The following is a 24,248-nucleotide window of genomic DNA, read 5'->3' as shown; positions in this document are numbered from 1 at the left end:
GCATGGACATCCAGCTTCCCGATGCCGAGGCCACCGCGATGCTGGGCGAGGACCTCGCCCGCGCGCTTGTGACAGGCGACTGTCTGGCGCTGTCGGGCGATCTCGGCGCCGGCAAGACCACGCTGTCACGCGCGCTCATCCGCGCGCTTGCCGAAGCGCCGGATCTCGAGGTGCCGAGCCCGACCTTCACGCTGGTCCAGACCTATGACAGCCGGATTCCGGTTGCCCATTTCGATCTCTATCGTCTGGCTGACGGCAGCGAGCTGGAGGAACTCGGCTTCGACGAGGCACTGTCGGAGGGCATCTGCCTGGTGGAATGGCCGGACCGCGCGAGCGCCGAGCTGCCCGTAAGCCGCATCACCCTGACGCTCACCCATGAGGGCCAAGGCCGGCTGGCCCGTTTCTCCGGTCCGCAATCGGCCCTGGACCGGATCGGCCGCAGCCTGGACATCCGCGCCTTTCTGGACAGGGCCGGCTGGCCGAAGGCCACGCGCCGCTTCCTGACCGGCGATGCCTCGGTGCGCGCCTATGAACGCATCCTTCGCCGAGGCGATGCCGACCTGATCCTGCCCGATCTGATCCTCATGGACGCGCCGCGCCGGCCGCGCGGGGCGGTGGTGCGCGACGGCAAGACCTATCCGGAACTCGCCCATATCGCCGAGGACGTCACCCCCTTCGTCGCCATCGACCACTGGCTGCGCGACGCGGGTTTCACCGCGCCCGCCATCCTCGCGCAGGATCTGGAGGCAGGCCTTCTGCTGCTGGAGGATCTCGGCAGGGAGGGCGTAATCGATGCGTCCGCGCAACCGATTGCCGAACGCTATCTCGCTTCGGCCGCGCTTTTAGCGCGGCTCCACCGCCTGCAGCCGCCGCGCGACTTGCCGGTGGCGCCGGGCCTGGTTCACACCGTGCCGGATTTCGACCGAACCGCCATGGCGATCGAGACCAGCCTGCTGATCGACTGGTACCTGCCGGAGGTGCGCGGCACGCCGGCGACCGAGGCGGAGCGTGCGGACTACGAGGCGATCTGGAACGGGCTGATCGACCGGCTCGCCGATGGCGAGCGCCATCTGCTTCTGCGCGACTTTCATTCGCCCAATATTCTCTGGCAGGCGGAGCGCGAGGACGTCGCGCGCGTCGGCCTGATCGACTTCCAGGACGCGATGATCGGCCCCACGGCCTATGATCTCGCAGCTTTGGCCCAGGATGCCCGGGTAACGATCCCGCCGGCGCTCAGGGCCGAAATGATCGAGACCTATCTGGCAGCGCGCGGGCAGGATGCTGGATTCGATAGGGAGCGTTTCCTGCGCGATTTCCACCTCATGGCCGCGCAGCGCAATTGCAAGCTGGTGGGCATCTGGGTGCGGCTGAAGGTGCGCGACGGCAAGCCCGGCTATATGCAGCACATGCCGCGCACCATGGCCTATCTGCGCGAGGCGCTCGCCCATCCCGCGCTCGAACCCCTGGCGGACTGGTGCCGCAAGGCCGGGCTGCCCCTCTCAGACGAAAAGGCGTGATGCGGCCGATGCCCCCGCTTTCCCCTGCCCCGGTACCTGCAACGCCGCTCGCTCGCGACCCCGCGCTCCACCCGCCCATCCGCTCCGCCATGGTTCTGGCCGCTGGACTCGGCACGCGGCTCCGGCCGATCACAGAGACCATGCCCAAGCCGCTGGTGCCGATCTCAGGCCGGCCGATGATCGATCATGTTCTCGACCTCCTGGTCGAGGCCGGCATCGAGACGGCGGTGGTCAATGTCCATCATTTCGCCGACCGGATGGAGGCGCATCTGGCCGCGCGCGCAGCTCCCGCCATCCGCATCTCCGATGAGCGCGAGGGCCTGATGAACTCCGGCGGCGGGCTGGCAAAGGGCCTGCGCCTGCTGAGCGATCCGCTGGTCATGGTCATGAATGCCGATCTCTTCTGGGTGGGCGAGGATCCACACGAACCCTCGAACCTGAGCCGGCTATCCGCCTTCTTCGATGCGCAGGCAATGGATATGGCCATGCTGGTGGTGCCGCTCGCGCGCACCACCGGGCACAATGGCCGCAATGATTTCTCCCTCCTGCCGGATGGCCGTCTGGTGCGCTATCGCGAGGATCTGGGCGCAGGCGTGGTCTATGCCGGCGCCTTCGTCCTGCGCCGCGCTCTGTTCGACGATGCGCCGGAGGGTGCCTTCAACCTCAATGTGATTTTCGACCGGGTGATCGACAGCGGCCGGCTCTTCGGCCTGGTCATGTCTGGCGAATGGATCACCGTGGGAACGCCGGAGGCGATCGCCGAGGCGGAGGCGACCATCGCCCGCTGCGCGGGCGCTGCCGTGGCTGGAACCGAAACGCCGGCGGGAATCTAAGGAAAACGCCGGGCCGGGGCTCACAAGACGGTCAGCCGGTGCTATCTGAGACGGGAAGCCCTTTTGCGGCGATGCGGTCCTGCCGCGTCCTGAAAGGCGCTGAAGGCTGCGCCGAAAGACGGCGCGTCTCAAGCTCTTTTATTCGAAGCATAATCCTATCGATCGCCGTTTCACTCCGGTCGGATTATGCTCTAGACTCTTGTTTTTGCATCGGATTGTTCCGAAAACCGATTCCCACTTTTCGGTCCGATGCTCTCAGGAAAGGTCCCGGATCGGGTGGCTCAGCCCCGGCAGAACATCCTCACCATCCCCCCCGGCGCGCCCTTTCTCGGCACGCTGGTGGATGCGCTTTGCGCGGGCGATCTGGTGCCGGACTTCCGCTATGATCCGGCCGACCCGCTCTCTCTGGCCGATGTCACCATCTTCGTTCCCACACGGCGTGCCGCCCGCGTCCTGCGCTCGGAATTCGTCGATCGCCTTGGCGGGCAATCCGCCATCCTCCCGGTCGTGCGGCCGCTCGGCGAGACGGAGGATGACAGCGGCTATTTCGACCAGGAAAGCCCTGCCACCCTCGACCTCGCCCCGCCGATCGTCTCCACCGGCCGGCTGATCGAGCTGGCCCGGCTGATCCTGGCCTGGCGCAACCGCCTGCCGCAGGTGGTGCGCGACGTTCACGGCGAGAGCGCGCTGATCGCGCCGGCAAGCCCGGCCGATGCGATCTGGCTGGCGCGCGACCTCTCGGCGATCATCGATTCTGTCGAAACAGAAGAGCTGGACTGGGAGGCGCTGAAGACGCTCGATGCCGAGACCTTCGCCGAGTGGTGGCAGCTGACGCTGGAGTTCCTCGACATTGCCCGCCATTTCTGGCCGGCGCGGCTGGAGGAACTCGGCGTGTCCTCGCCCGCCCGCCACCGCAATGCGGTGATCGATTTTGAAACCGCACGGCTGCGCGCCGGCAAGGTCTCGGGCCCCGTGATCGTCGCCGGTTCCACCGGCTCCATCCCGTCCACGGCCCGGCTGATCGCCGCCATCCGGGATCTGCCCGAGGGCGCCATCGTCCTGCCGGGTCTCGATACGGTCATGTCTGAAGCGGAATGGACGGCCGTAGCACCAGAGGGTGCGCTCAGCGGGCCCCTCGCCAATCCCGCCACGCGCAGCCACCCGCAATATGGCCTCTTCCGCCTTCTGGAACGGCTGGAGCGGACGCGCGAGGAGGTGCGCCTGCTTGGCATGGTGGAGCCCGATCTCGCCTTGCGCGCCGCCACCGTCTCGCGCGCGCTGCTGCCGGTGGAGAAGACCAGCGCCTGGGGCGAGGCGCCGGAAGGCGATGCTGCCCTGCTCGACCAAGCCTTTACCGATGTCGCCCTGATCGAGGCCACCAATGAGCGCGAGGAGGCTACTGCCATCGCGGTCGCCATGCGCCTGTCGCTGGAGGCGAGCGACAGCTGCCAGGCGGCGCTAATCACGCCGGACCGTGATCTGGCCGCCCGGGTCTGCGCCGAGCTGATGCGCTTCGGCATCGAGGCCGACGACACGGCCGGCACGCCGCTGTCCGCCACGCCGGCGGGCACGCTGGCCCGGCTTCTGCTCGATGCGGCGCTGAAGCCCGGCGATCCCGTGGCCATTGCCGCGCTGATCAAGCATCCGCTGGCCCGGTTCGGCCAGATGCGCGACGCCATGCGACAGGACCCCGCGGCACCGGATCGTCTCGCCTTAGCCGGCCGGCTGCTCGAGCGTCTAGCTTTGCGCGGCGGCACGCAGGCCACGCGGCTGGACAATCTGACCGCGCTGATGACGCAGCGCCTGGCGGAGGTGGCGGACGAGCGGCACGTGCCGGAATGGCGCGCGGCGCTGACGCCGGAGGCGGTGGAAGAGGCGCGCACGCTGGCGGAAGCGATCACGCTTTCCGCCGCCCCGCTTCTGGCGCTCACCGACACGGAGGAGGCGGAACCGACGCTTGCCGACTGGGCGCGCGCCACCGGCGAGGCGCTGGAAGCCGTGGCCGCCGATGCGGAGGGCAATCTGGCGGAGCTTTGGGACAGCGAAGCCGGCGAAACGCTGTCGCGCCTGCTCACCGCCGTGATCGAGACCGACGGACAGATCGAGGCCACCGGCGGGCAATGGGCGGATGCGATGGAGGCGCTGATGGCGGGCGAGGCGATCAAGCCGCGCGCCATGCGCCATCCGCGCGTCTTCGTCTTCGGCGCCCTGGAGGCACGGCTGCAAAGCGTCGACCTGATCGTGCTCGGCGGCATGAACGAGGGTGTGTGGCCGGGACAGACCGCCAACGATCCCTTCCTGTCGCGGGCGATGAAGACCGGCATCGGGCTGGAGCCGCCCGAGCGACGGATCGGCCAGCTGGCCCATGATTTTCAGATGGCCTGCGGCACCCGCCGTCTCGTGCTCTCCCGCGCGCTGCGCAAGGGCAGCGCGCCGACGGTCGCCTCTCGCTGGCTGCAGCGCCTGGCCGCCGTTCTCGGCAAGCCGCTGAGCGATGCCATGCGCGCCCGCGGGCATGATTTTATCGAATATGGCCACCAGCTGGACGAGCGCCCGAGCCAGCCGCTGGCGCCGCGCCCGCAGCCGCGTCCGGACCCGGAGCTGCAGCCGACGAAATATTCCTTCAGCGAGGTCACCCGCCTTCGCCGCGACCCCTATGCCGTCTATGCCCGGCGCGTCCTGCGGCTTGCGCCGCTCGATGATTTCAACGCCGATCCAGGTGCTGCCATGCGCGGCACGCTTTACCACGCCATCGTCGAGCGCTTCGTACGCGCCGATCTCGTGCCATCGAGCCCTGAAGCGCGCCGGCGTCTGGCCGAGATCGTCGAGGAGGCCTTCGACGCCGCCCGGCTGCCTTCTCATATCGACGTGATCTGGCGGCCGCGCTTTCACGGCGTGGCCGAGGCCTTTCTGCAATGGGAAATCGCCCGCCATGGCGAAATCCTCCGCTCGCATCTGGAAGTGCCGGCCAGCCTGCCGCTCGGCGTCGGTCAGCTGCGGCTGACCGGCATCGCCGACCGGATCGACATTCTGAAGGACGGCGCAGCCGTCATCGTTGACTACAAGACAGGCTCCAATCCCTCGCCGAAGGAGGCGCGCGCGCTGCTCGATCCGCAATTGCCGCTGGAGGCGGCGGCGCTCAAGCGCGGCGCCTTCAAGGGCGTGGACCGGCGCGAAACGACCGACCTGCTCTATGTTCGCCTGAAGCCCGGCGACCGGTTCGAGGTCGATACGGTCAACAATGAGCGCGGCAGCGGGCGCGGATCGGACGAGCGCAAGAGCGCCGCCGAACTGGCCGACGAGGCCGTGCTGCAGCTGACCGGCCTGCTTGCCGCCCTTCTCTCCGGCAGACGCGGCTTCGTCTCGCGCGTCATCGTGCAGAAGGAGCGCGATTACGGCGGCGAATATGATCATCTCGCCCGCGTGGCCGAATGGGCGACCGCGGAAGCCGCGGAGGGCGAGAATGGATGAGCTGAGCATTCAGAGCGAGGATTACGGCCCGCGCGAGCCTTCGAGCGAGGGCTGGCGCAGCTGGACCACGGAAAAGCAGAAGGAAGCCTCCGATCCCAGGCGCTCGGCCTGGGTGATGGCCAATGCCGGCTCCGGCAAAACCCATGTGCTGACCCAGCGCGTCATCCGCCTGCTCTTGTCGGGTGCGCGCCCCTCGGCCATTCTCTGCCTGACCTATACCAAGGCGGCGGCGGCCGAAATGTCCAACCGCGTCTTCGAGCGGCTGGCCCGCTGGGTCACGCTGGACGAGGCGACGCTCGCCGCCGAGATCGCCGCGCTGGAAGGCGGCGCGCCGAGCCGGCAGCAGCTGGAGGAGGCCCGCCGGCTCTTTGCCCGCGCGCTGGAGACGCCCGGCGGCCTGAAGATCCAGACCATCCACGCCTTTTGCGAGGCGCTCTTGCACCAGTTTCCGCTGGAAGCCAATGTCGCCGGCCACTTCTCCGTTCTGGATGACCGCGCGGCCGCCGTGCTGATGACGGATGCCCGACGGCTGCTGCTCAACGCCGCCGCCAGCCGCTACGACCCGGCGCTCGCCGATGCCTTCGCCACCGTTCTGGAGCTGGCCGACGATACCGGGCTGGACAAGCTCCTCTCGGAGCTGGTGGCCGCCCGCGCCGAGGTGCAGGGCTTTCTGCAGGGCACGCAGGCGGAGGGCGGCCCCGGCCTGCGCCTGCGCCGCAGCTTCGCGCTCGGGCCGCAGGAGACGGCGGAGACGATCGTCGCCGGCCTCTGGCCATTTCCCACTTTGTCGGGCGCGACGCTGGAGGCCTATATCGCGCTTGCCCGCTCGGCCGGCGGGGCCAAGGCCGGCGCCTTTGCCGAGGGGCTTGCGGCCGCCGCCCGGATCGAGGATCCGCTGGGCCGGCTACAGGCGCTGAAACCCCTGTTCCTCAGCGCCTCGACCGGCAAGCCGCTGGCCGACAGCACCTTCTTCACCGCCAAGATGACGAAGGCCGCGCCGGAGCTGGAACCGGCCGTGCTTGCCGCCCGCGACCATCTTCTGGCCACGCTCGACCGGCTGAACCGGCTCACCATGGTGGAGGCGAGCGAAGCGGCGCTGACGCTCGCCGACCGGCTGAACCGCGATTACGAGGCGTTGAAGAAAAGCCGCAGCCAGCTCGATTTCGACGACCTGATCCGCCGTGCCGCCCATCTGCTCACCCGCGACCGCGTTTCGGCCTGGGTGCATTACAAGCTCGACCGCGGCATCGACCATGTGCTGGTCGACGAGGCGCAGGATACGAGCCCGGTGCAATGGACCATCATCCGCGCGCTGACGGGGGATTTCTTCTCCGGCCACTCCGCCCGCAGCCTGCACCGCACGCTCTTTGCCGTGGGCGACGAGAAGCAGTCGATCTATTCCTTCCAGGGCGCGCGCCCCGAACAGTTTGCCGGCGAAAGCGAGGCGGCGGCCCGGCGCGTGGAAGGTAGCGGGCAGGATTTCAGCGCCATCCGCCTGCAGCTCTCCTTCCGCTCGACCGAGGACGTTCTCTCCGCCGTCGATGCCGTCTTTGCCGATCCCAACCATGCGCGCGGCCTCAGCGCCCGGGGCGAGCCGGTGGTGCATGCCTCCAACCGCTCCGGCCAGGCCGGCATCGTCGAGGTCTGGGAGCCGATCGTGCCGGCGCCGGAACCGGACCTTGATGACTGGACCGCCGCCTTCGACGCCACGCCCGAGGATGCGCCGGCCAATGTGCTGGCGCGCCGCATCGCCGCTGTGCTCGAAGCCGAGATCGGCAAGGCGACCGTGATCGAGAAGGGCGTGGCCCGGCCGATGCGCCCCGGGGACGTCATCGTTCTCGTGCGAAAGCGCGATGCCTTTGTCGGGGCGCTGACCCGGGCCTTGAAGGCGCGGCGCGACATTCCCGTGGCCGGCGCCGACCGTCTCGTGTTGACCCGCCATATCGCCATCCAGGATCTCGTGGCGCTCGGGCGCTTCCTGCTGATGCCGGAGGACGATCTCTCGCTTGCGGCGATCCTGAAGAGCCCGCTGCTGAACCTCGGCGAAGACGACCTGATGGCGCTGGCCGCCAGGCGTCCGCAAGGCGCCTGCCTCTGGGCGGCGATGCGGGAGGCCGGAGAGAACGCCCCCAAAGCCGTCCACAGCGCCCGCCGGCGTCTGGAAAACTGGCAGGCAATGCTGGGCCGGCTCTCCGTGCATGACTTCTACGCCCGCGTGCTCGCTCATGATGGCGGCCGCGCCGCTTTTCTCGCCCGGCTCGGCAGCGAGGTGGGCGATGTGCTCGATGAATTCCTGACCTTCGCACTGGACCACGAGAAGAACAGCCTGCCCGGCCTGCAGGCCTTCATCGCCAGCCTGGAGACCGAGGCGCCGACGGTCAAGCGCGAGCAGGACAAGGAGCGCGACGAGGTGCGCATCATGACTGTGCACGCAGCCAAGGGGCTCGAAGCGCCCGTGGTCTTCCTGGTCGACAGCGGCGGGCAGGCCTTTTCCAATCAGCATGTTCCCGCCTTCCGGCTGATGCGCGATCCAGCAGGCGCCGAGGATGCCGTCCTGCCCGTCTGGAAGGCGCCGAAGAGCGCCGGAAACAGTCTGGTCGAGGCGGACATGGCGCGGCTCAAGGGAGCGGCCGAGGAGGAATATCGCCGGCTGCTCTATGTCGGCATGACCCGGGCGGCCGATCGTCTCGTCGTCTGCGGCTATCAGGGCAAGCGGCCGAACCCGGACAGCTGGCACGCCATGGTCACGGCTGGCCTGTCCGCCGACCCGGCCGGCCGCGCGGTGCCGGCGAGTTTCTCGGCAGGCGACATGGACTGGGAAGGCCTGCGCTGGCATGCCACGCCGCCCGACCAGCCGGCCGCCGCCGCCCTGCCTGTGGCAAAAGAGCCGACAGGTCCGAAAAAGACCCTGCCGCCGGCCCTGAAGACGCCGCTGCCGCCCTTCCCCCGCCTGCCGCGCCCCTTGAGCCCTTCCGGCACCGGCGCGGTGATCGAGGAGCAGGATCGCTCCGGCCTGATCGCCAACTCGATCTTCTCGCGCAAGGCGCCGGTGCCCTCGCTGCTGCGCGGCGCCCTGCTCCACCGCTTCCTGCAGGTGCTTCCCGGCATGGCGGAAGACGAGCGGGAGCCCGCCGGCATGCGCTATCTCTCCCGCGCCGTGCCGCATTGGCCGGAAACGCGCCGGCGGGCGCTGGTGGCGGATGTGCTCAGGCTGACGCGTCTGCCGGAGCTGGCGCTGCTGTTTTCACCGAAAGGCCGGGCGGAAGTCTCTGTCATGGGCACGCTGACGCTCGGCAGCCGTTCGGTCGCGGTGTCGGGCAGGATCGACCGGATCGCGGTGGAAGAGGGTGTCGTCACGCTGGCCGATTTCAAGACCAATCGCGTCGTGCCGAACGAGGCCGCCTTCATCGATCCGGTGCATCGGGCACAGCTCGCCCTTTACCGCGCCGTTCTGGCGCCGCTCTATCCCCACCACGCCTTCCGCTGCCTGCTGGTCTATACCGAGGGGCCGGCTGTCTTCCGGCTTGACGAGGCAGAGCTCGACGAGGCTCTCGACGCGCTTTCCCGACAGGCGTAAAGACAGCGCAGACCATCCCCGCAGGCAGTCGGCGCGCTGCGTCTTGAAAAGCGCGGGATGCCGCCTCACTTTAATGCTCGAAGACAAACGCAAGGAGAGCCACGATGGCCACAGTCGAAGTCAACAGTGCGAATTTCCAGGCCGAAGTGCTCAACGCCGCCGAACCCGTCGTTGTCGATTTCTGGGCTGAATGGTGCGGTCCCTGCAAGATGATCGCCCCCTCGCTGGAAGAGATCGCCGACGAACTCAAGGGCAAGGTCAAGGTCGCCAAGCTGAACATCGACGCGAACCCCGAGCTGGCCGCCCAGTACGGCGTGCGCTCGATCCCGACGCTCGCCTTGTTCAAGGCCGGCGAAGTCGCCGACATCAAGGTCGGTGCCGCCCCGAAGAACGCGCTGAGCTCCTGGATCAATTCCGCCACGGCGTAAGTCGCACCGACGACATCGTCGCAGACACAAAAAAAGGCGCTCCACGGGACCGTGGGGCGCCTATTTTTTTCCTCAAAGTGAGCGGAACGAAATCCTACCGCGGCGGCGTGCCGTTTTCGCCGAGCACGGCGCCGACCAGGTAGAGCGAGCCGCCTATCATGATGCGCGGCGGCTGGGGCGCGGTCTTGAAGAGGGCGGCCACAGTGGTGAGCGCTTCGGCGACCGAGCCGCAGGGCTCGGCCTTGCAGCCGGCATCGGCGGCGTCGCCGGCCAGCGCCACGGGATCGAGCCCGGCATCGGAAGCCGGAACCGGCACGGTGAAGACCTTTTCGGCGAGACCGGCAAAGGCGCGGAAATAGCCGACCGGCTCCTTGGTGTTGATCATGCCGACGATCAGGACCAGCGGGCGTGGATCGCGCTCCTCGAAGCTGACCATGGTCTCGGCGATCACTTGGCCCGCTCCGGGATTATGCCCACCGTCGAGCCAGACCTCGGCGCCTGCAGGCGCCAGGTTCAGCAGCGGACCATGCGGCATGCGCTGGAGGCGGCCGGCCCATTCGACCTGTTGCAGGGCGGTTTCGATCGCCTGCTCCGACAGCGCGAAACCGCCGGCCTTGACGGCGCGGATGGCGGCGGCGGCATTGGCCAGCTGGTGGCGGCCCGGCAGGCGCGGCAGCGGCAGGTCGATCAGCCCGTCTTCGTCCTGATAGATCATCCGGCCGAATTCCTCATAGGCGAGGAAGTCCTGGCCATAGACCGACACAGGGCAGCCGAGGCGGGCGGCGGTGTCGGTCAGGACCTCGCGCGCGCCGTCGAATTCCTGATAGCCGATCACGGCCGGAACGCCGCGCTTGAGAATGCCGGCCTTCTCGGCGGCGATCAGTTCCACCCGATCGCCGAGATAGGCCTGATGGTCGAGCGAGATCGGCATGATCGCGGCGACGGCCGGCCTGGTGATGACATTGGTGGCATCGAAGCGCCCGCCAAGGCCGACCTCCATCACCACCGCGTCGGCCGGGTGCTCTGCAAAGAGCAGGAAGGCGACGGCGGTGAGGATCTCGAAAACGGTGATGGTCTCGCCGGCATTGGCAGCGGCCACGCGGCGGATCGCGTCTGCCAGAACGGCATCCTCAGCCAGACGACCGCGCCCGCCCTTCACGCCCAGCCGATAACGCTCATGCCAGTTGACCAGATGCGGCGAGGTGTGAACATGCACCGCGAGCCCTTCGGCCTCGAGAAGCGCGCGGGCGAAAGCGGTGAAGGAGCCCTTGCCATTGGTGCCGGCGACATGGATGACGGGCGGCAGCCGATCCTGCGGATTACCGAGCCGGTCCAGAAGCCGGGTGATTCGCCCCAGCGACAGGTCGAAGCCCTTGGGATGGAGCGCCATCAGCTTGTCGATTTCGGCACCGGCCTCGCTGACCGTGATGGCAGTCGTCATTGACAAGCCTCTTTGCGTGAGCGGACGGGGCAGGCAAGTTTCAGCCGCCCCGGCCGGAAACGACAGGATCGCGCCGGAAACCTGTTGCGGCCCGATGCGCCGGTTTACTCGGCAGCGGCGGAGAGTTCGTCTTCCACGACGACATCGTCTGTCGCTTCGCTGACGACGGGCGTCTTCAACAGGATGCGCAGCACACGTGCGAGCGTATCGGGAATGTCATGGCGCTTGACCACCATGTCGACCATGCCGTGCTCATAGAGATATTCGGAGGTCTGGAAGCCTTCCGGGAGCTTCTCGCGAATGGTCTGCTCGATTACGCGCTGGCCGGCAAAGCCGATTTGCGCGCCCGGCTCGGCCATGTGCACATCGCCCAGCATGGCATAGGAGGCCGTGACGCCGCCGGTGGTCGGGTTGGTCAGCACGACGATATAGGGCAGGCCGGCCTCTTTCAGCATTTCCACGGCCACAGTGGTGCGCGGCAGCTGCATCAGCGAGAGAATGCCTTCCTGCATGCGCGCGCCACCGGAAGCGGGGAACATGACGACGGGGCAGGCTTCGGCAATTGCACGCTCGAAGGCCTTGATGATCGCCTCGCCGGCGGCGATGCCGAGTGAGCCGGCCATGAAATTGAACTCGTGAACGATGGCGACGAGCTTGACGCCGCGCACCGTGCCGAGGCCGGCGACGATCGTGTCCTCCAGCTCGGTCTTGGTGCGGCCATCCTTCAGGCGGTCGGCATATTTCTTGGAGTCGCGGAAACGAAGCGGATCCTGCGCCACCTTCGGCTGCGGCAGGCTCTCATAGAGGCCGCCGTCGAACAGATCGCGCAGCCGCGCCTTGGCGGGCATCTTCATATGGAAGCCGGAGGCGGGGATGACCCATTTGTTTTCCTCGAGATCGCGATGGAACACCATCTCCCCGGTTTCGGGGCATTTGATCCAGAGGTTTTCAGGCACCTCGCGACGGCCGAGCATCGAGTTGATCTTCGGGCGGACGTAATTGGTGATCCAGTTCATGGGGCACACACTCCAATAGAGCAACGGAACGAAAACCGGACTCGGCCCGCTGCTCCTCGGTTTGGTTTCTGCACCGGATGGACCCGAAAACCGGTTCCCACCTTTCGGTCCGATGCTCTCGACACTGCGGCAGGGCGGTAACCACCTGCCGCAGGGCTGCACTCAGGCGAATAAAATGGGCCTTTATTCGGCCGCTGCAAGGCGCGCGGCCTTGGTGCCGGCCGAAAGCCCGCGCACCAGCGCCGCAACACCGGGCACGGTGGCCTCGGTCGCATGGCCTTCGGCCGTCAGGCTGGACGCGATCTGGTTGACGATCGCCGTGCCGACGACGACGCCATCGGCGGCCGCGCCGATCGCGCGCGCATGCTCTTCCGTCTTGACGCCGAAGCCGACGCAGACCGGCAGGCTCGTATGGCTCTTGATCCGCCGGACAGCCGCGCCGACGAGCGACGGGTCCGGCAGAGCGGAGCCGGTAATGCCGTTCATCGAGACATAATAGACGAAACCGGAGGTGTTTTCGAGCACCTTCGGCAGGCGGCGGTCGTCGGTGGTCGGCGTCGCCAGGCGGATGAAGCTGATGCCGGCTTCGAGCGCCGGCAGGCAAAGCTCGTCATCCATCTCCGGTGGCAGGTCGACGACGATCAGGCCGTCGAGACCGACGTCCACTGCATCCTTGAGGAAGCGGTCGACGCCATAGATGTAGATCGGATTGTAATAGCCCATCAGCACGATGGGGGTGTCGGGATCGTCCTGACGGAAGCGGCGGGCGAGTTCCAGCGTCTTGCCGAGCGTCTGCCCCGCCTTCAGGGCGCGCTGGCCGGCCATCTGGATCGCCGGGCCGTCGGCCATGGGATCGGAAAAGGGCATGCCGAGCTCGATGATGTCGGAGCCGGCGGATGGCAACGCCTTCATGATGGCGAGCGACGTTTCGAAATCCGGGTCACCGCCCATGATATAGGTGACGAGCGCCGGGCGGCCCTCGCTTGCGAGATCCGCGAATTTCTTGTCCATACGTGCGGTCATTCGCCTGCCTGCCCCATGCCGAGAATCTTGCCCACGGTGAAGATGTCCTTGTCGCCCCGGCCGGAGAGATTCATCAGGATGATCTCGTCCTTGCCCATCTTGGGCGCGCGCTTGATGATTTCGGCCAGCGCATGGCTCGGCTCCAGCGCGGGAATGATACCTTCGAGGCGCGTCAGCAGCTGGAAGGCTTCCAGCGCCTCGTCATCCTTGATCGGCACGTATTCGACGCGGCCGACATTGGCGAGCCAGGCGTGCTCCGGCCCGATGCCGGGATAGTCGAGGCCGGCCGAAATCGAATGGCCTTCCTTGATCTGGCCGTCGCCGTCCTGCAGCAGATAGGTACGGTTGCCATGCAGCACGCCGGGCGCGCCGGCGGTGATGGAGGCGCAATGCTCATCACCCTCCAGCCCCTTGCCGCCGGCTTCCACGCCGACGATCTTGACGCTCTCGTCATCGAGGAAGGGATGGAAGATGCCGATGGCATTGGAGCCGCCGCCGACAGCGGCGATGACCAGATCCGGCAGGCGCCCTTCGGCTTCCAGCATCTGGGCGCGCGCCTCGATGCCGATCACCGACTGGAAGTCGCGCACCATCTCCGGATAGGGATGCATGCCCGCGGCGGTGCCGATCAGGTAATAGGTCGAATCGACATTGGTGACCCAGTCGCGCATCGCCTCGTTCATGGCGTCCTTCAGCGTGCCGTTGCCCGCCGTCACCGGCTTGACCTCGGCGCCGAGCAGCTTCATGCGGAAGACGTTGGGCGACTGACGGGCGACATCGGTCGCGCCCATATAGACCACGCAGGGCAGGCCGAAGCGGGCACAGACCGTGGCCGTGGCCACGCCGTGCTGGCCGGCGCCCGTCTCGGCGATGATCCGGGTCTTGCCCATGCGCTTGGCCAGCAGGATCTGGCCGATGCAATTGTTGATCTTGTGGGAGCCGGTGTGGTTCAGCTCCTCACGCTTGAAATAGATCTTGGCGCCGCCCAGATGCTCTGTCAGCCGCTCCGCGAAATAGAGCGGGCTCGGCCGGCCGATATAGTGCTTGCCGAGCGTGTCCATCTCGGCCTTGAAGGTCGGATCGGTCTTGGCATTGTCCCATTCCGCCTGCAGATCGAGGATCAACGGCATCAGCGTCTCGGCAACGAAGCGGCCGCCGAAAATGCCGAAACGGCCATCCTCATCCGGACCGGACCGGAACGAATTCAGCTTCGGGGTCTCGTTCACGTCATGCTCCCTGATTTGCGGTCTGCCGATGGGCCTGCGCAAGACTGCGGGCGGCGGCGACGGCATCGAAAAAAGCCTCGATCCGGGCGGGATCCTTCACACCCGGTGCGCTTTCCAGTCCCGACGAGGCGTCGATCGCCGGGGTGCGCGTGGACCGGATGGCGACACCGACATTCTCGGCGTCAAGCCCCCCGGAAAGCATGTAATCGACGCCGTCGTCAAGCGCGTCGAGAAGACGCCAGTCGAAGGAGACGCCATTGCCGCCCGGCAGCTCCGAGCCCTTGGGCGGCTTTGCATCGAACAGCAGCCGGTCGGCCGTGCCCCGATAGGCGAGCGCCGCATCCAGATCGGCCGCATCGCGGATCGACAGCGCCTTGATCACCTGAAGGCCATAGCGTGCCTTGACAGCCGCCACCCGCTCCAGGCTTTCGCGCCCGTGAAGCTGCAGCATGTCGGGCGCAAGGCCTGATACGATCGTGTCCAGCTCCGCATCCGTGGCATCGACCGTCACCGCGACAATCTTCGCCCGGCCGCGAATGGCATCGGCCACCGGCCTGGCGGCCTCGGCCGTGACATGGCGCGGGCTCTTGGCGAAGAAGATGAAGCCGATATGCGTCGCGCCCCGCGCCACCGCGCGCTCGGCGGCCTCGGCCGTCTTCAAACCGCAAATCTTGATGTCGAACCGGTCGTTGCTCATAAGCTTGCGAAGTCGCATGAAAGCGTGGCCATGTCGAGACAAAAGCAGAAAAAGCGCCAAGAGGCCGCAGGTTGAACGCCTTTTGCCCGTGTACGCGCGAAGCGAAGCTCCGGTTCAGCTGAAGTCGATCGCGTGCAGCATGGAGCCGTTGCGCTTCAGCCAGTGGCGGGCCTCCGCGGTGCGCGGGCAGAGCATCTCGCACAGCGCCCAGAACTGGGGGCCGTGGTTCATCTCGCGCAGATGCGCCACCTCATGGGCGGCGAGATAGTCGATCACATGCGGCGGCGCCATGACGATGCGCCAGGAAAAGCTCAGCGCCCCTTCCGAGGTACAGGAGCCCCAGCGGCTGCGCGTGTCCTTCAGCGTCAGCGACTTGACCGTACCGCCCATCCGCCCGGCATGAACCGCCACCAGCCGCTCCAGATCGAGGCGCGCTTCCTTCTTGAGAAACTCCACCAGCCGCCGGCGCAGATGCTCCGGCTCGCCCGACAGGCGCAGGACCGGCTCCTCGTTGATCACGAGCACCTCCGGCAGGCCGCGCAGCCGGCCGGAGCGTTCGATGCGGTGAACCACGCCGCGCAAGGGGATCGTTCCGCCTTCCACCAGTTCGCTCTCGCCGGAAAAGCGCGCGAGCTTCGAGGCAAGCCAGCCGCGATGGCGCTCGATGAAGGCATCCACCTCACGCTGCGGCAGACCCTTGGGCACGGTCAGCTTCAGGGCACGGCCACCCGGCTCGATGCGCAGCGTCAGCCGCGTGGCGCGCAGCGACGGATTGATCGTCAAAGGCAGGACGCGGCCATCCACCTCGACCTCGCGCTGCAGCGCGGAGGCCCTGGTCACCGGCGGTTTGAGAAAGGCTGGAAGCATGGACACGTTCTAGCGGATTTTGGCTGCCGCGCCCAGCCCCGCCATCAGCCCGCCATCGTGGAGCGCGGCAGCGAGGGCACAGCTAAAGGCCGGCGCATCCTTTCGGATACGCCGGCCGGCGCGTCAGTGCTTCAAGGCAAGCGTGACAGCTGGGGATCAGCTGCCGGTGTAGCCTTCCACCGTGCCGCCCTTGCCGAACTTGCGCTCGCGCATGAAGCGGTCGAAGTCTTCCTGATCCTTGGCGCGGCGCAGTTCGCGGACATAGGTCTCGAACTCTTCGCGCATCTCGTTCAGGCGGCGGCGCTCCTCGTCGAGGCGGGAGAGTTCGGCCTCACGCCATTCGTCGAAGGCAACATTGCCGGTATCGAAGCCGGGGCGTGCGCGGCCGGAAAATCCCGGGAAGCCACGGAAAGAGCTGAAGGTCCGGTCGACGGTCTCGTTGGCGTTGCGCTTGAAGGCACCCAGCCGTTCGCCGAACAGGATATAGGCGAGCATGGCGAGGCCGAGCGGCCAGAAGACGATGAAGCCCAGGACCATCAATGCAATGGTCGCAGGCGTCCAGTCCGGACGGATCAATGCAGATTGGTTCATGTTCAGGCGTCCTTTGTTAAAGAAGGGCTGCCGATCCGGGCCCTACACGCCCATCGATGTGGGAAAGGACGAAGTCTTCCACAAGAAAGCACGCATTGAAATCCGGCAAACCGTTCATCCGGCTTGACAATTTCGATGGATCGATCCTTTGGCGATCCGCGTCTTTCTGGCGTTTCTGTGGCAGGCCTATGATGGTCTCTGACCGGAAATCGATCAGAGACCCTGGCTGTCGTGTCGCATCGGCTTGATCCGAAAGCCGCCTTGCCCTGTCCGGCCCGATGCGCGGGCCGGCCTAGACAAACTCAGGCGGTCTTGCCGCCGACGATCACCTGGCGCACCGGCTTGCCGCTGCGGCCATGGGCGCGGTGGAAGGCGGCGATGCGCGGCACGATCTCGCGGCGGAAGCGCGAGCCGTTGAACACGCCGTAATGGCCGACATCGGGCTGCATGTAATGCTGGCGCATTTCGTCGGGAATGTTGATGCAGAGCGTCTGCGCCGCCTTGGTCTGACCGACGCCGGAAATGTCGTCGTTCTCGCCCTCGACCGTCAGCAGCGCCACCTTGCGGATCGCCGTGAGGTCTACCGGCTTGTCGCGATGCATCATCTCGCCCTTGGGCAGCGCATGACGCATGAACACGGTTTCCACCGTCTGCAGATAGAACTCTGCCGTCAGGTCCATCACCGCGAGATATTCGTCATAGAAGTCGCGATGCTTTTCGGCAGCGTCGCCGTCATGCTTGACCAGATGCTCGAAGAAGTCGCGCTGGGCCAGGATATGGCGATCGAGATTCATCGACATGAAGCCCGAGAGCTGCAGGAAGCCGGGATAGACCGGCCGCATGAAGCCCGGATGCGGGAAAGGCACGGGCATGACGACATTGTCGCGGAACCACTCGATCGGCTTTTCCTTGGCCAGCTGGTTGACCGCCGTCGGGTTGATCCGCGTGTCGATCGGCCCGCCCATCAGGGTCATCGAGGCCGGCGACAGCGGATCGTCCTCCGCCTCCATCCGCGCCACCGCCGCCAGAACCGGCACGGCCGGCTGGCACACGGCCATCACATGGGTGTCCGGGCCCAGATGATGCAGCATCTGGATCACGTAATCGATATAGTCGTCGAGATCGAAGGTGCCCTCGGTGAGCGGCACCATGCGCGCATCGATCCAGTCGGTGATGTAGATATCCGCATGCGGCAGCAGCGCCTCCACGGTGCCGCGCAGCAGCGTCGCATAGTGGCCCGACATCGGCGCCACGATCAGAAGACGCGGATCGCGCTCGCGGGTTCTCGGCACGGCCCGGTCGAAATGGATCAGATTGCAGAAGGGCTTGCGCCAGACGATCTGTTCGGCGACCGGCACGGCCTTGCCGTCGATCAGCGTTTCGGCAAGGCCGAATTCCGGCTTGCCATAGCGCCGCGTGGCCCGCTCGAACACTTCGAGGGCCGCGGATGCGGTGCGGCCAATATAGGTCTGGGAAAAGGGATTGAGCGGATTGGCATAGGCCAAGCGCATGGCTTCGGTCGCCGCACGCCATGGCGCCATGACCGCATGATTCATTTCATACCATTGATAAAACATGCAGCTACCTCTCGCGCCAGGCTTTGACACAGTCTCCTCTCGCGCGGGCCCTGGCGGACGCACGGACGGGCACCTTAGCATGATGCCGTGGCTTGGCAACGAAACCGGGGAGCCTCCGGTTCCAGGACGCCAGCCTCGGGCAATCTTTCCGCATCTCGGCCGAGCGCCCGCCGACCCCGACAGTGGGCTCAGCCACGCTCTCTCCCGGCGCGCGCAAAACGGCAGCAGGCCGGAGCACCTTCCCGCTCATGAGGAGAGTGGCAGAGAATCGTTGCGAGCAAATTGACGATCCGTCTCGCATTTGTGTCATTGCCGTTTGTGCGCTGCAACGGCATGGTGCAGCTGTCGATGGCCGGGCGCCCGGTCCTGCGTCTGCGCGTTTCGCCGGAACGCGCCCTTGCAGGCACGCTCGCCAGACGATGACAGACCGTTTTCAGGATAATGTTCCGATGAGCACTGCAAGCAATTCCCGCCAGGCCGACCACCCGATCGATGCCGGCTTCCTCAATCGCTGGTCTCCCCGCGCCTTCGATTCCTCCGAGATCAGCGCCGAGGATCTTCTGACCATTCTCGAGGCCGGTCGCTGGGCGCCCTCCGCGTTCAATGCGCAGCCCTGGCGCTTCGTCTATGCCCGTCGCGGCACGCCGGCCTGGGACACGCTTTTCCCCATCCTCAACGACTTCAACCAGAGCTGGGCCAAGACCGCTTCGGCGCTGATCCTGTTCGTGTCCAAGGCCGTCTCGGTTTCGCCCGGCTCGGACGAGAAGAAGCCCTCCTACAGCCACAGCTTCGATACCGGCGCGGCCTGGTCGGCCATTGCGCACCAGGCCGAGCGGCTCGGCTTCCAGGCCCATGGCATGACCGGCATCCACTTCGACAAGGCCAAGGAGATCCTCGGCCTGACAGACGATTACCGCGTCGAGGCCGCCGCCGCCATCGGCCGCCAGGGCGACAAGTCGATCCTGCCGGAAGGCCTGCAGGCGCGCGAAACCCCGAGCCCGCGCCGCCCTCTCTCGGAAATCGCCTTCGAGGGCACTTTCATCGATCAGTAATGAGCCGGATTCCGGCAGACGACTAACAACCGAACATCAAAAAGCCCGCCAACCGGATCTCCGGTTCGGCGGGCTTTTTTGATCGAGGCAATGTCTCCGCGATTAGGGAGAGGATCAGATATCGAGGTTGGACACTGTCAGCGCGTTTTCCTGGATGAAGTCGCGGCGCGGCTCGACCTCGTCGCCCATGAGCCGGGAAAACAGGCCGTCGGCATCGGTGGCGTCGTTGACGCGCACCTGCAGGAGCGAGCGCACCGTCGGATCCAGCGTGGTTTCCCAAAGCTGCTCGGCATTCATCTCGCCCAGCCCCTTGTAGCGCTGCATCGACAGCCCCTTGCGCCCGACGGCAAAGATCGCGTCGAGCAGCGCGCGCGGCCCGGTGATTTCCACGGCGGCATCCCGCCGCTTGAGCACGGGCACATGGGCGTAGATGTCCTTCAGACGTGCGCTGGTCTGGTCGATATAGCGGGCATCCTGCGAGCCGATCAGCGCCATGTCGAGAACGGCGATGTCCTTGACGCCGCGCACCATGCGCTCGAAGCGCAAGCCACCGTCCTCGGCGACCGTGCCTGTCCAGCCGCGCTCGGTCTCCTCGGCGATCCGGTCGAGACGCGCGGCAACCTCCGCTGCGGCCGCGGCAGAGCGCGGGCCGTCGCGCAGCACTTCGGGGTTGAGCGCGCCGGCAATGGCCGCCTGCTCGACCACGGCGCGGTTATAGCGCGAATGCAGCCCGTCGATCAGCGACCGCAGGCGCAGCGCGTCGTTGATGATCTCGCGCAGATCCAGCGCGGCGCGCGCCTCGCCGGTGCCGAGTTCCAGAACCGCGTCTTCGAGGCCGACGGTGATCAGGTAATCCTCGAAGGCCTTCTCGTCCTTCAGATATTGCGAGGACTTGCCGCGCGTCACCTTATAGAGCGGCGGCTGGGCGATGTAGAGGTGCCCGCGCTCGATCAGCTCCGGCATCTGCCGGAAGAAGAAGGTGAGCAGCAGGGTGCGGATATGGGCGCCGTCGACATCGGCATCCGTCATGATGATGATCTTGTGGTAGCGCAGCTTGCCGGGATTGAACTCGTCCTTGCCGATCGAGGTGCCGAGCGCGGTGATCAGCGTGCCGATCTCCTGACTGGAGAGCATCTTGTCGAAGCGCGCGCGCTCGACGTTGAGGATCTTGCCGCGCAGGGGCAGGATCGCCTGGTTCTCGCGCGAGCGGCCCTGCTTGGCCGAGCCGCCTGCCGAGTCACCCTCGACCAGGAACAGCTCGGACTTGGCCGGATCGCGTTCCGAACAATCGGCGAGCTTGCCGGGCAGCGAGGAAATGTCGAGCGCGCCCTTGCGCCGTGTCAGTTCGCGCGCCTTGCGGGCGGCCTCGCGGGCGGCGGCGGCTTCCACCACCTTGCCCACCAGCGTCTTGGCATCGGCGGGATGCTCCTCCAGCCAGATGGACAGCGCTTCGCTGACCAGGCTCTCCACCACGGGCCGCACTTCCGAGGAGACCAGCTTGTCCTTCGTCTGCGAGGAGAATTTCGGATCGGGAACCTTTACCGACAGTACGGCGGTGAGCCCTTCGCGGCAGTCGTCGCCGGTCAGCGTCACCTTCTCCTTCTTCATGATCCCGGAGCTGTCGGCATAGGAGACAAGCTGCCGGGTCAGCGCGCTGCGGAAGCCCTGCATATGCGTGCCGCCGTCGCGCTGGGGAATGTTGTTGGTAAAGCAGAGCACGTTTTCGTGGTAGCTGTCGTTCCACCACATCGCCACTTCCACCGCGATGCCGTCGCGCTCGGCACGGATGGCCACGGGCTTGTCGACGAGCGGCTTCTTGGCCCGGTCGAGATAGCGCACGAAGGCCTCCAGGCCCCCGTCATAGAGCATCTCCTCCTCCTTGATATCGGGCTTGCGGCGATCCGTGAGCCGGATTCGCACACCCGAATTCAGGAAGGCAAGCTCGCGCAGGCGATGTTCGAGCGTGTTGTAGTCATACTCGGTCATCGTGAAGGTTTCGGAGCTGGCGAGGAAGGTGACCTCGGTGCCCGACCGTCCCTCATATTCGCCGATTACCGCCAGCGGCGCATCGGCCACGCCATGGGTGAAGGCGATCTCGTGCACCTTGCCATTGCGGCGGATGCGCAGCTTCAGCCAGACCGAAAGCGCATTGACGACCGAGACACCGACGCCGTGCAGACCGCCGGAGACCTTGTAGGAGTTCTGGTCGAACTTACCCCCGGCATGCAGCTGGGTCATGATGACCTCGGCGGCCGAGACCCCTTCGCCCGTATGGATATCGGTAGGGATGCCGCGGCCATTGTCAGTCACAGTCACGGAACCATCGGGATTGAGCGTGACGGTGACGAGGTCGGCATGGCCGGCCAGCGCCTCGTCGATCGCATTGTCGACCACCTCATAGACCATGTGGTGCAGACCGGAGCCGTCATCGGTGTCGCCGATATACATTCCGGGCCGCTTGCGGACGGCGTCAAGGCCTTTGAGAACCTTGATGGAATCGGCGCCATATTCGGCGCTGGCAGCGGCGGTCGGGGAATTGGTCATGAGGATGTCTGATCTTTCCAAGGCTCCCGCCGCATGGCCGCGCTCGGGCCCGAGGCGGAAGATGCGGCAGAAGGGTCAAAACGTTCCAGCGGTCTCACCGCATCGCGGCCGATGCGGGGGCTGGCCGAGGGGCGACGGAAGCTCAAGGAGAAGCTGCCGAATCACCTCGTGTCCGATGCTGTCAATATAAGAACTCTCCCTCCGTCCACCAAACGCAGCGACGGGAAAGTCCCCAGAAAACCTGATATTTCCGCCTTTCCGGCCCATAGCTTGCCGCAAAGGGACGTCCCGCGAGAGAGGTCGCACGGAAACTCTAGGGCTGTTTAGCAGGATTGCGCGCTTTCTCCAAAAGCTCATCCATTTCGGCGATGAGATCCGGCGGCAGAGTGCGGATCGCCTGGGCCAGACGGTTGGCGAAGGCCATGTGCCCGGCCGGCAGGCCCGACGTGTCGAGCGTGACCTTGGGATGGGAGAGCGAGGCGACCTCGAAGAGCTGGTCCTGCTCGTCCCAGATGACGTGGAGATAGCCCGAGATCTTTTGAATGAGGTCGAAGCTCGGCGCGCCGCGCTGGCCGCGTTCGAGTGCGGAGAGATAGGCGCCGGAGACGCCGATGGCCGCCGCCATCTGCTTCTGCGTGACACCGCGCGCCTGGCGCAGGCGCTGCATCGCCTCACCGAAAGGGGTCGTCGTCATGATGCGGCAGACCGGGATTACGCGCCAGACGGACATAGAGCGCGCCCTCGCCGCCATGTCCGCGCGCGGCATTGTCGTAGGAGGAGATCAGGACGCGAAAGCTCGGCAGGCAGAACCACATTGGCACCATGCGCTTCAGGGCGCCGTCGCTGCCCATGGAGGTGCCCTTGCCGGTGATGACAAGGACATGGCGCAGCCCATGCTGATGGGCGCGGGTGAGGAAGCCGAGGAGCAGGTCATAGGCCTCGCCCTGGAACATGCCATGGAGATCGATGCGCGCTTCGATATTCAGCCGGCCGCGGGCCAACTTGCGGTGTACGGGCTTTTCCAGCGGATGATGGATCTTCTGCACCTGTCGCATCGCGGGCTTTTCCACGGGCGCCGGAACGGGCTTGGCCGGCTTTGGCGGCTTCACCTCTTCTTTCGCCGGCGGCGGGGGCGGCGCAAAAAGCTCTTCCTCGACGCTCAGCCGTTCCATCCGCCCGGGAAGCGCACGGGTGGTTCGGGCGACCTTGCCCCAGAGAATGCGGTCCTCGGGCGAGAGCGTCTTGTCCTTAGCCATGGCCATGGCCGTAACGCGCGGCGGCATCGACAGGAATCAGCAGGAAGAAGCTGGCGGCATGGCGCACCGCGCCGGCCAGCTCGCCCGCTTCATCGCCGGAGCCGGTGAAGATATCGCCGCGGGCCGGGCCGATGATCGCCGAGCCGGTGTCGAGCGCCAGCATCAGCCGGCGGAAGGGCTGGCCCGCGTCCAGCCGGGTCAGCGTCTCGCTGGCAATATAGAAGGGCGTGCCGAAGGTATGGATCAGCCGGTCGACCGCGAGCGACCGGCCGGGCTCCAGCGCCACCTTGGCAGCGGCGATCGGCCCGAGATCAGGATTGTCCACCGCCGCCTCGCGGAAGAAGATGAAGGAGCGGTTGGTCCACATCAGCGCATCGGCTTCCTGCGGATGGTTCTCCAGCCAGGCGCGGATCGCCTGCATGGAAATCTCGGCCGGCGCGATCTCGCCGCGCTCGATCAGCCGCTTGCCGATGGGCGAGAAGGGGTGGCCGGTCTTGGCGGCATAGGTGATGCGGCGCATCGAGCCATCGGGATAGAGCAGCCGGGCAGCGCCCTGGACATGGGCGAAGAAGACATCGACCTTGGAGCGAGCATAGGCGATTTCGAGGCCGCGCCCAGCAAGCGCGCCGCGCTCGATGGCGCCGCGATCGGGATGCTCGGTGAGCCCCTCCGGCGTCGCCAGAGCAAAGGCAAAAGCCGGGTCGAAACCATGCGGCCTGATCTCGTCCGTCACATCGACGAGATCTTCGGGACGGCGATAGAAGGGATGGCGAAACTCTTCATCCGGCGTGGCTGATACGGCCACGACAGGTTCGTAGAAAGCCGTGACGAACCCATCCGCCGCACCCTCGGGGCGAATGCAGAAGGGACGGAACTGCGCCTCGATCCATTGCCGCGCTGCTTCGGGCGTCTCCGCTTCCAGGCTTGCAGCGGCGCGAAAGGCCGGCAGAAGCTCAGCGCTGGAAATACCGAGGGCGCCGGTGCGGTGCGGCTTGACCGTCTCGATATGATGGCGGCAGCGCTCCATGGCGGCCAGAACCGCCCGGGGATCGTCCTCGCCCCATCCGGGCAGATCGGCGAAAGACAGTGGTGTGAGCGTGAAGCCCTGTGACGCAGCGGCCCCAGACACGGA

The 24,248-nt window shown here is 66.4% G+C and carries 18 protein-coding genes; 6 read left to right on the top strand and 12 right to left on the bottom strand.

The window, feature by feature from the left end:
- Window positions 1-2: 2 nt before the first annotated feature.
- The 5 genes from tsaE to trxA all read left to right on the top strand — a co-directional run bounded on the left by tsaE (window position 3) and on the right by trxA (window position 9,826).
- Window positions 3-1,517, top strand: a complete 1,515-nt coding sequence (gene tsaE, locus BJF92_RS17245; RefSeq protein WP_075635983.1) for a tRNA (adenosine(37)-N6)-threonylcarbamoyltransferase complex ATPase subunit type 1 TsaE — start codon at window positions 3-5, stop codon at window positions 1,515-1,517.
- Window positions 1,518-1,606: 89 nt separating this feature from the next.
- Window positions 1,607-2,350, top strand: a complete 744-nt coding sequence (locus BJF92_RS17240) for a nucleotidyltransferase family protein (RefSeq protein WP_075636026.1) — start codon at window positions 1,607-1,609, stop codon at window positions 2,348-2,350.
- A 276-nt stretch (window positions 2,351-2,626) separates the two neighbouring features.
- Window positions 2,627-5,821 (top strand): double-strand break repair protein AddB, encoded by a 3,195-nt coding sequence (addB, locus tag BJF92_RS17235; RefSeq protein ID WP_245294812.1) that lies wholly within the window; start codon window positions 2,627-2,629, stop codon window positions 5,819-5,821.
- A 7-nt stretch (window positions 5,822-5,828) separates the two neighbouring features.
- Window positions 5,829-9,398, top strand: a complete 3,570-nt coding sequence (gene addA, locus BJF92_RS17230; protein WP_078058209.1) for a double-strand break repair helicase AddA — start codon at window positions 5,829-5,831, stop codon at window positions 9,396-9,398.
- Window positions 9,399-9,502: 104 nt separating this feature from the next.
- On the top strand, window positions 9,503-9,826 hold the full coding sequence (trxA, locus tag BJF92_RS17225; protein ID WP_075635980.1) for a thioredoxin: 324 nt from the start codon (window positions 9,503-9,505) through the stop codon (window positions 9,824-9,826).
- Window positions 9,827-9,920: 94 nt separating this feature from the next.
- Here trxA and BJF92_RS17220 read toward each other — a convergent pair whose 3' ends face one another.
- The 8 genes from BJF92_RS17220 to phaZ all read right to left on the bottom strand — a co-directional run bounded on the left by BJF92_RS17220 (window position 9,921) and on the right by phaZ (window position 18,264).
- Window positions 9,921-11,267, bottom strand: a complete 1,347-nt coding sequence (locus BJF92_RS17220) for a bifunctional folylpolyglutamate synthase/dihydrofolate synthase (RefSeq protein ID WP_075635979.1) — start codon at window positions 11,265-11,267, stop codon at window positions 9,921-9,923.
- A gap of 104 nt (window positions 11,268-11,371) precedes the next feature.
- On the bottom strand, window positions 11,372-12,283 hold the full coding sequence (gene accD, locus BJF92_RS17215; RefSeq protein ID WP_075635978.1) for an acetyl-CoA carboxylase, carboxyltransferase subunit beta: 912 nt from the start codon (window positions 12,281-12,283) through the stop codon (window positions 11,372-11,374).
- A gap of 183 nt (window positions 12,284-12,466) precedes the next feature.
- The gene (gene trpA, locus BJF92_RS17210) at window positions 12,467-13,306 is read right to left on the bottom strand and encodes a tryptophan synthase subunit alpha (protein ID WP_075635977.1); all 840 of its coding nucleotides are present in this window, start codon (window positions 13,304-13,306) and stop codon (window positions 12,467-12,469) included.
- Window positions 13,303-14,532, bottom strand: coding sequence for a tryptophan synthase subunit beta (trpB, locus tag BJF92_RS17205; protein WP_075635976.1), 1,230 nt, complete (start codon window positions 14,530-14,532; stop codon window positions 13,303-13,305). Before trpB ends, trpA begins: the two co-directional genes overlap by 4 nt.
- A 1-nt stretch (window position 14,533) precedes the next feature.
- A complete protein-coding gene (locus BJF92_RS17200) occupies window positions 14,534-15,247 on the bottom strand; it encodes a phosphoribosylanthranilate isomerase (protein ID WP_078058196.1) in 714 nt (237 codons plus the stop codon).
- Window positions 15,248-15,343: 96 nt separating this feature from the next.
- Window positions 15,344-16,096, bottom strand: a complete 753-nt coding sequence (locus BJF92_RS17195) for a M48 family metallopeptidase (RefSeq protein WP_075635974.1) — start codon at window positions 16,094-16,096, stop codon at window positions 15,344-15,346.
- A 156-nt stretch (window positions 16,097-16,252) separates the two neighbouring features.
- Complete coding sequence (locus BJF92_RS17190; RefSeq protein WP_075635973.1) at window positions 16,253-16,687, bottom strand: DUF2852 domain-containing protein; 435 nt, start codon at window positions 16,685-16,687, stop codon at window positions 16,253-16,255.
- A gap of 302 nt (window positions 16,688-16,989) precedes the next feature.
- Entirely contained in the window at window positions 16,990-18,264 is a 1,275-nt protein-coding gene (gene phaZ, locus BJF92_RS17185; protein ID WP_075635972.1) for a polyhydroxyalkanoate depolymerase, read from the bottom strand.
- A 449-nt stretch (window positions 18,265-18,713) separates the two neighbouring features.
- Between phaZ and BJF92_RS17180 the strand changes: the two genes are divergently transcribed.
- Entirely contained in the window at window positions 18,714-19,316 is a 603-nt protein-coding gene (locus tag BJF92_RS17180; RefSeq protein WP_075635971.1) for a nitroreductase family protein, read from the top strand.
- 114 nt (window positions 19,317-19,430) lie between these two features.
- Here BJF92_RS17180 and gyrB read toward each other — a convergent pair whose 3' ends face one another.
- The 4 genes from gyrB to mltA form a co-directional block, all read right to left on the bottom strand.
- The gene (gyrB, locus tag BJF92_RS17175; protein ID WP_075635970.1) at window positions 19,431-21,860 is read right to left on the bottom strand and encodes a DNA topoisomerase (ATP-hydrolyzing) subunit B; all 2,430 of its coding nucleotides are present in this window, start codon (window positions 21,858-21,860) and stop codon (window positions 19,431-19,433) included.
- 313 nt (window positions 21,861-22,173) lie between these two features.
- Window positions 22,174-22,554 carry a helix-turn-helix domain-containing protein gene (locus tag BJF92_RS17170; protein ID WP_075635969.1) on the bottom strand — a complete coding sequence of 127 codons (381 nt, stop codon included), beginning with the start codon at window positions 22,552-22,554 and terminating at the stop codon, window positions 22,174-22,176.
- Window positions 22,532-23,116 carry a Smr/MutS family protein gene (locus BJF92_RS17165; RefSeq protein WP_075636025.1) on the bottom strand — a complete coding sequence of 195 codons (585 nt, stop codon included), beginning with the start codon at window positions 23,114-23,116 and terminating at the stop codon, window positions 22,532-22,534. The genes BJF92_RS17170 and BJF92_RS17165 overlap by 23 nt, the downstream gene beginning before the upstream one ends.
- Window positions 23,109-24,245, bottom strand: a complete 1,137-nt coding sequence (gene mltA / locus BJF92_RS17160) for a murein transglycosylase A (RefSeq protein ID WP_075635968.1) — start codon at window positions 24,243-24,245, stop codon at window positions 23,109-23,111. The genes BJF92_RS17165 and mltA overlap by 8 nt, the downstream gene beginning before the upstream one ends.
- Between the last annotated feature and the right edge of the window lie 3 nt (window positions 24,246-24,248).

The sequence above is a fragment of the Xaviernesmea rhizosphaerae genome (genome assembly GCF_001938945.1).
GTDB classification, from domain to species: domain Bacteria; phylum Pseudomonadota; class Alphaproteobacteria; order Rhizobiales; family Rhizobiaceae; genus Xaviernesmea; species Xaviernesmea rhizosphaerae.
The sequence above is the reverse complement of the archived record's forward strand: the minus strand, read 5'-3'. Positions and strand labels throughout refer to the sequence as shown.

Coding starts and splice junctions, on each gene's coding strand:
- trpA (WP_075635977.1), bottom strand. CDS start 13,306: ATGACCGCACGTATGGACAAGAAATTCGCGGATCTCGCAAGCGAGGGC.
- gyrB (WP_075635970.1), bottom strand. CDS start 21,860: ATGACCAATTCCCCGACCGCCGCTGCCAGCGCCGAATATGGCGCCGAT.
- BJF92_RS17220 (WP_075635979.1), bottom strand. CDS start 11,267: ATGACGACTGCCATCACGGTCAGCGAGGCCGGTGCCGAAATCGACAAG.
- BJF92_RS17165 (WP_075636025.1), bottom strand. CDS start 23,116: ATGGCTAAGGACAAGACGCTCTCGCCCGAGGACCGCATTCTCTGGGGC.
- BJF92_RS17240 (WP_075636026.1), top strand. CDS start 1,607: ATGGTTCTGGCCGCTGGACTCGGCACGCGGCTCCGGCCGATCACAGAG.
- BJF92_RS17200 (WP_078058196.1), bottom strand. CDS start 15,247: ATGCGACTTCGCAAGCTTATGAGCAACGACCGGTTCGACATCAAGATT.
- tsaE (WP_075635983.1), top strand. CDS start 3: ATGGACATCCAGCTTCCCGATGCCGAGGCCACCGCGATGCTGGGCGAG.
- BJF92_RS17170 (WP_075635969.1), bottom strand. CDS start 22,554: ATGACGACGACCCCTTTCGGTGAGGCGATGCAGCGCCTGCGCCAGGCG.
- trxA (WP_075635980.1), top strand. CDS start 9,503: ATGGCCACAGTCGAAGTCAACAGTGCGAATTTCCAGGCCGAAGTGCTC.
- accD (WP_075635978.1), bottom strand. CDS start 12,283: ATGAACTGGATCACCAATTACGTCCGCCCGAAGATCAACTCGATGCTC.
- BJF92_RS17195 (WP_075635974.1), bottom strand. CDS start 16,096: ATGCTTCCAGCCTTTCTCAAACCGCCGGTGACCAGGGCCTCCGCGCTG.
- BJF92_RS17190 (WP_075635973.1), bottom strand. CDS start 16,687: ATGAACCAATCTGCATTGATCCGTCCGGACTGGACGCCTGCGACCATT.
- phaZ (WP_075635972.1), bottom strand. CDS start 18,264: ATGTTTTATCAATGGTATGAAATGAATCATGCGGTCATGGCGCCATGG.
- BJF92_RS17180 (WP_075635971.1), top strand. CDS start 18,714: ATGAGCACTGCAAGCAATTCCCGCCAGGCCGACCACCCGATCGATGCC.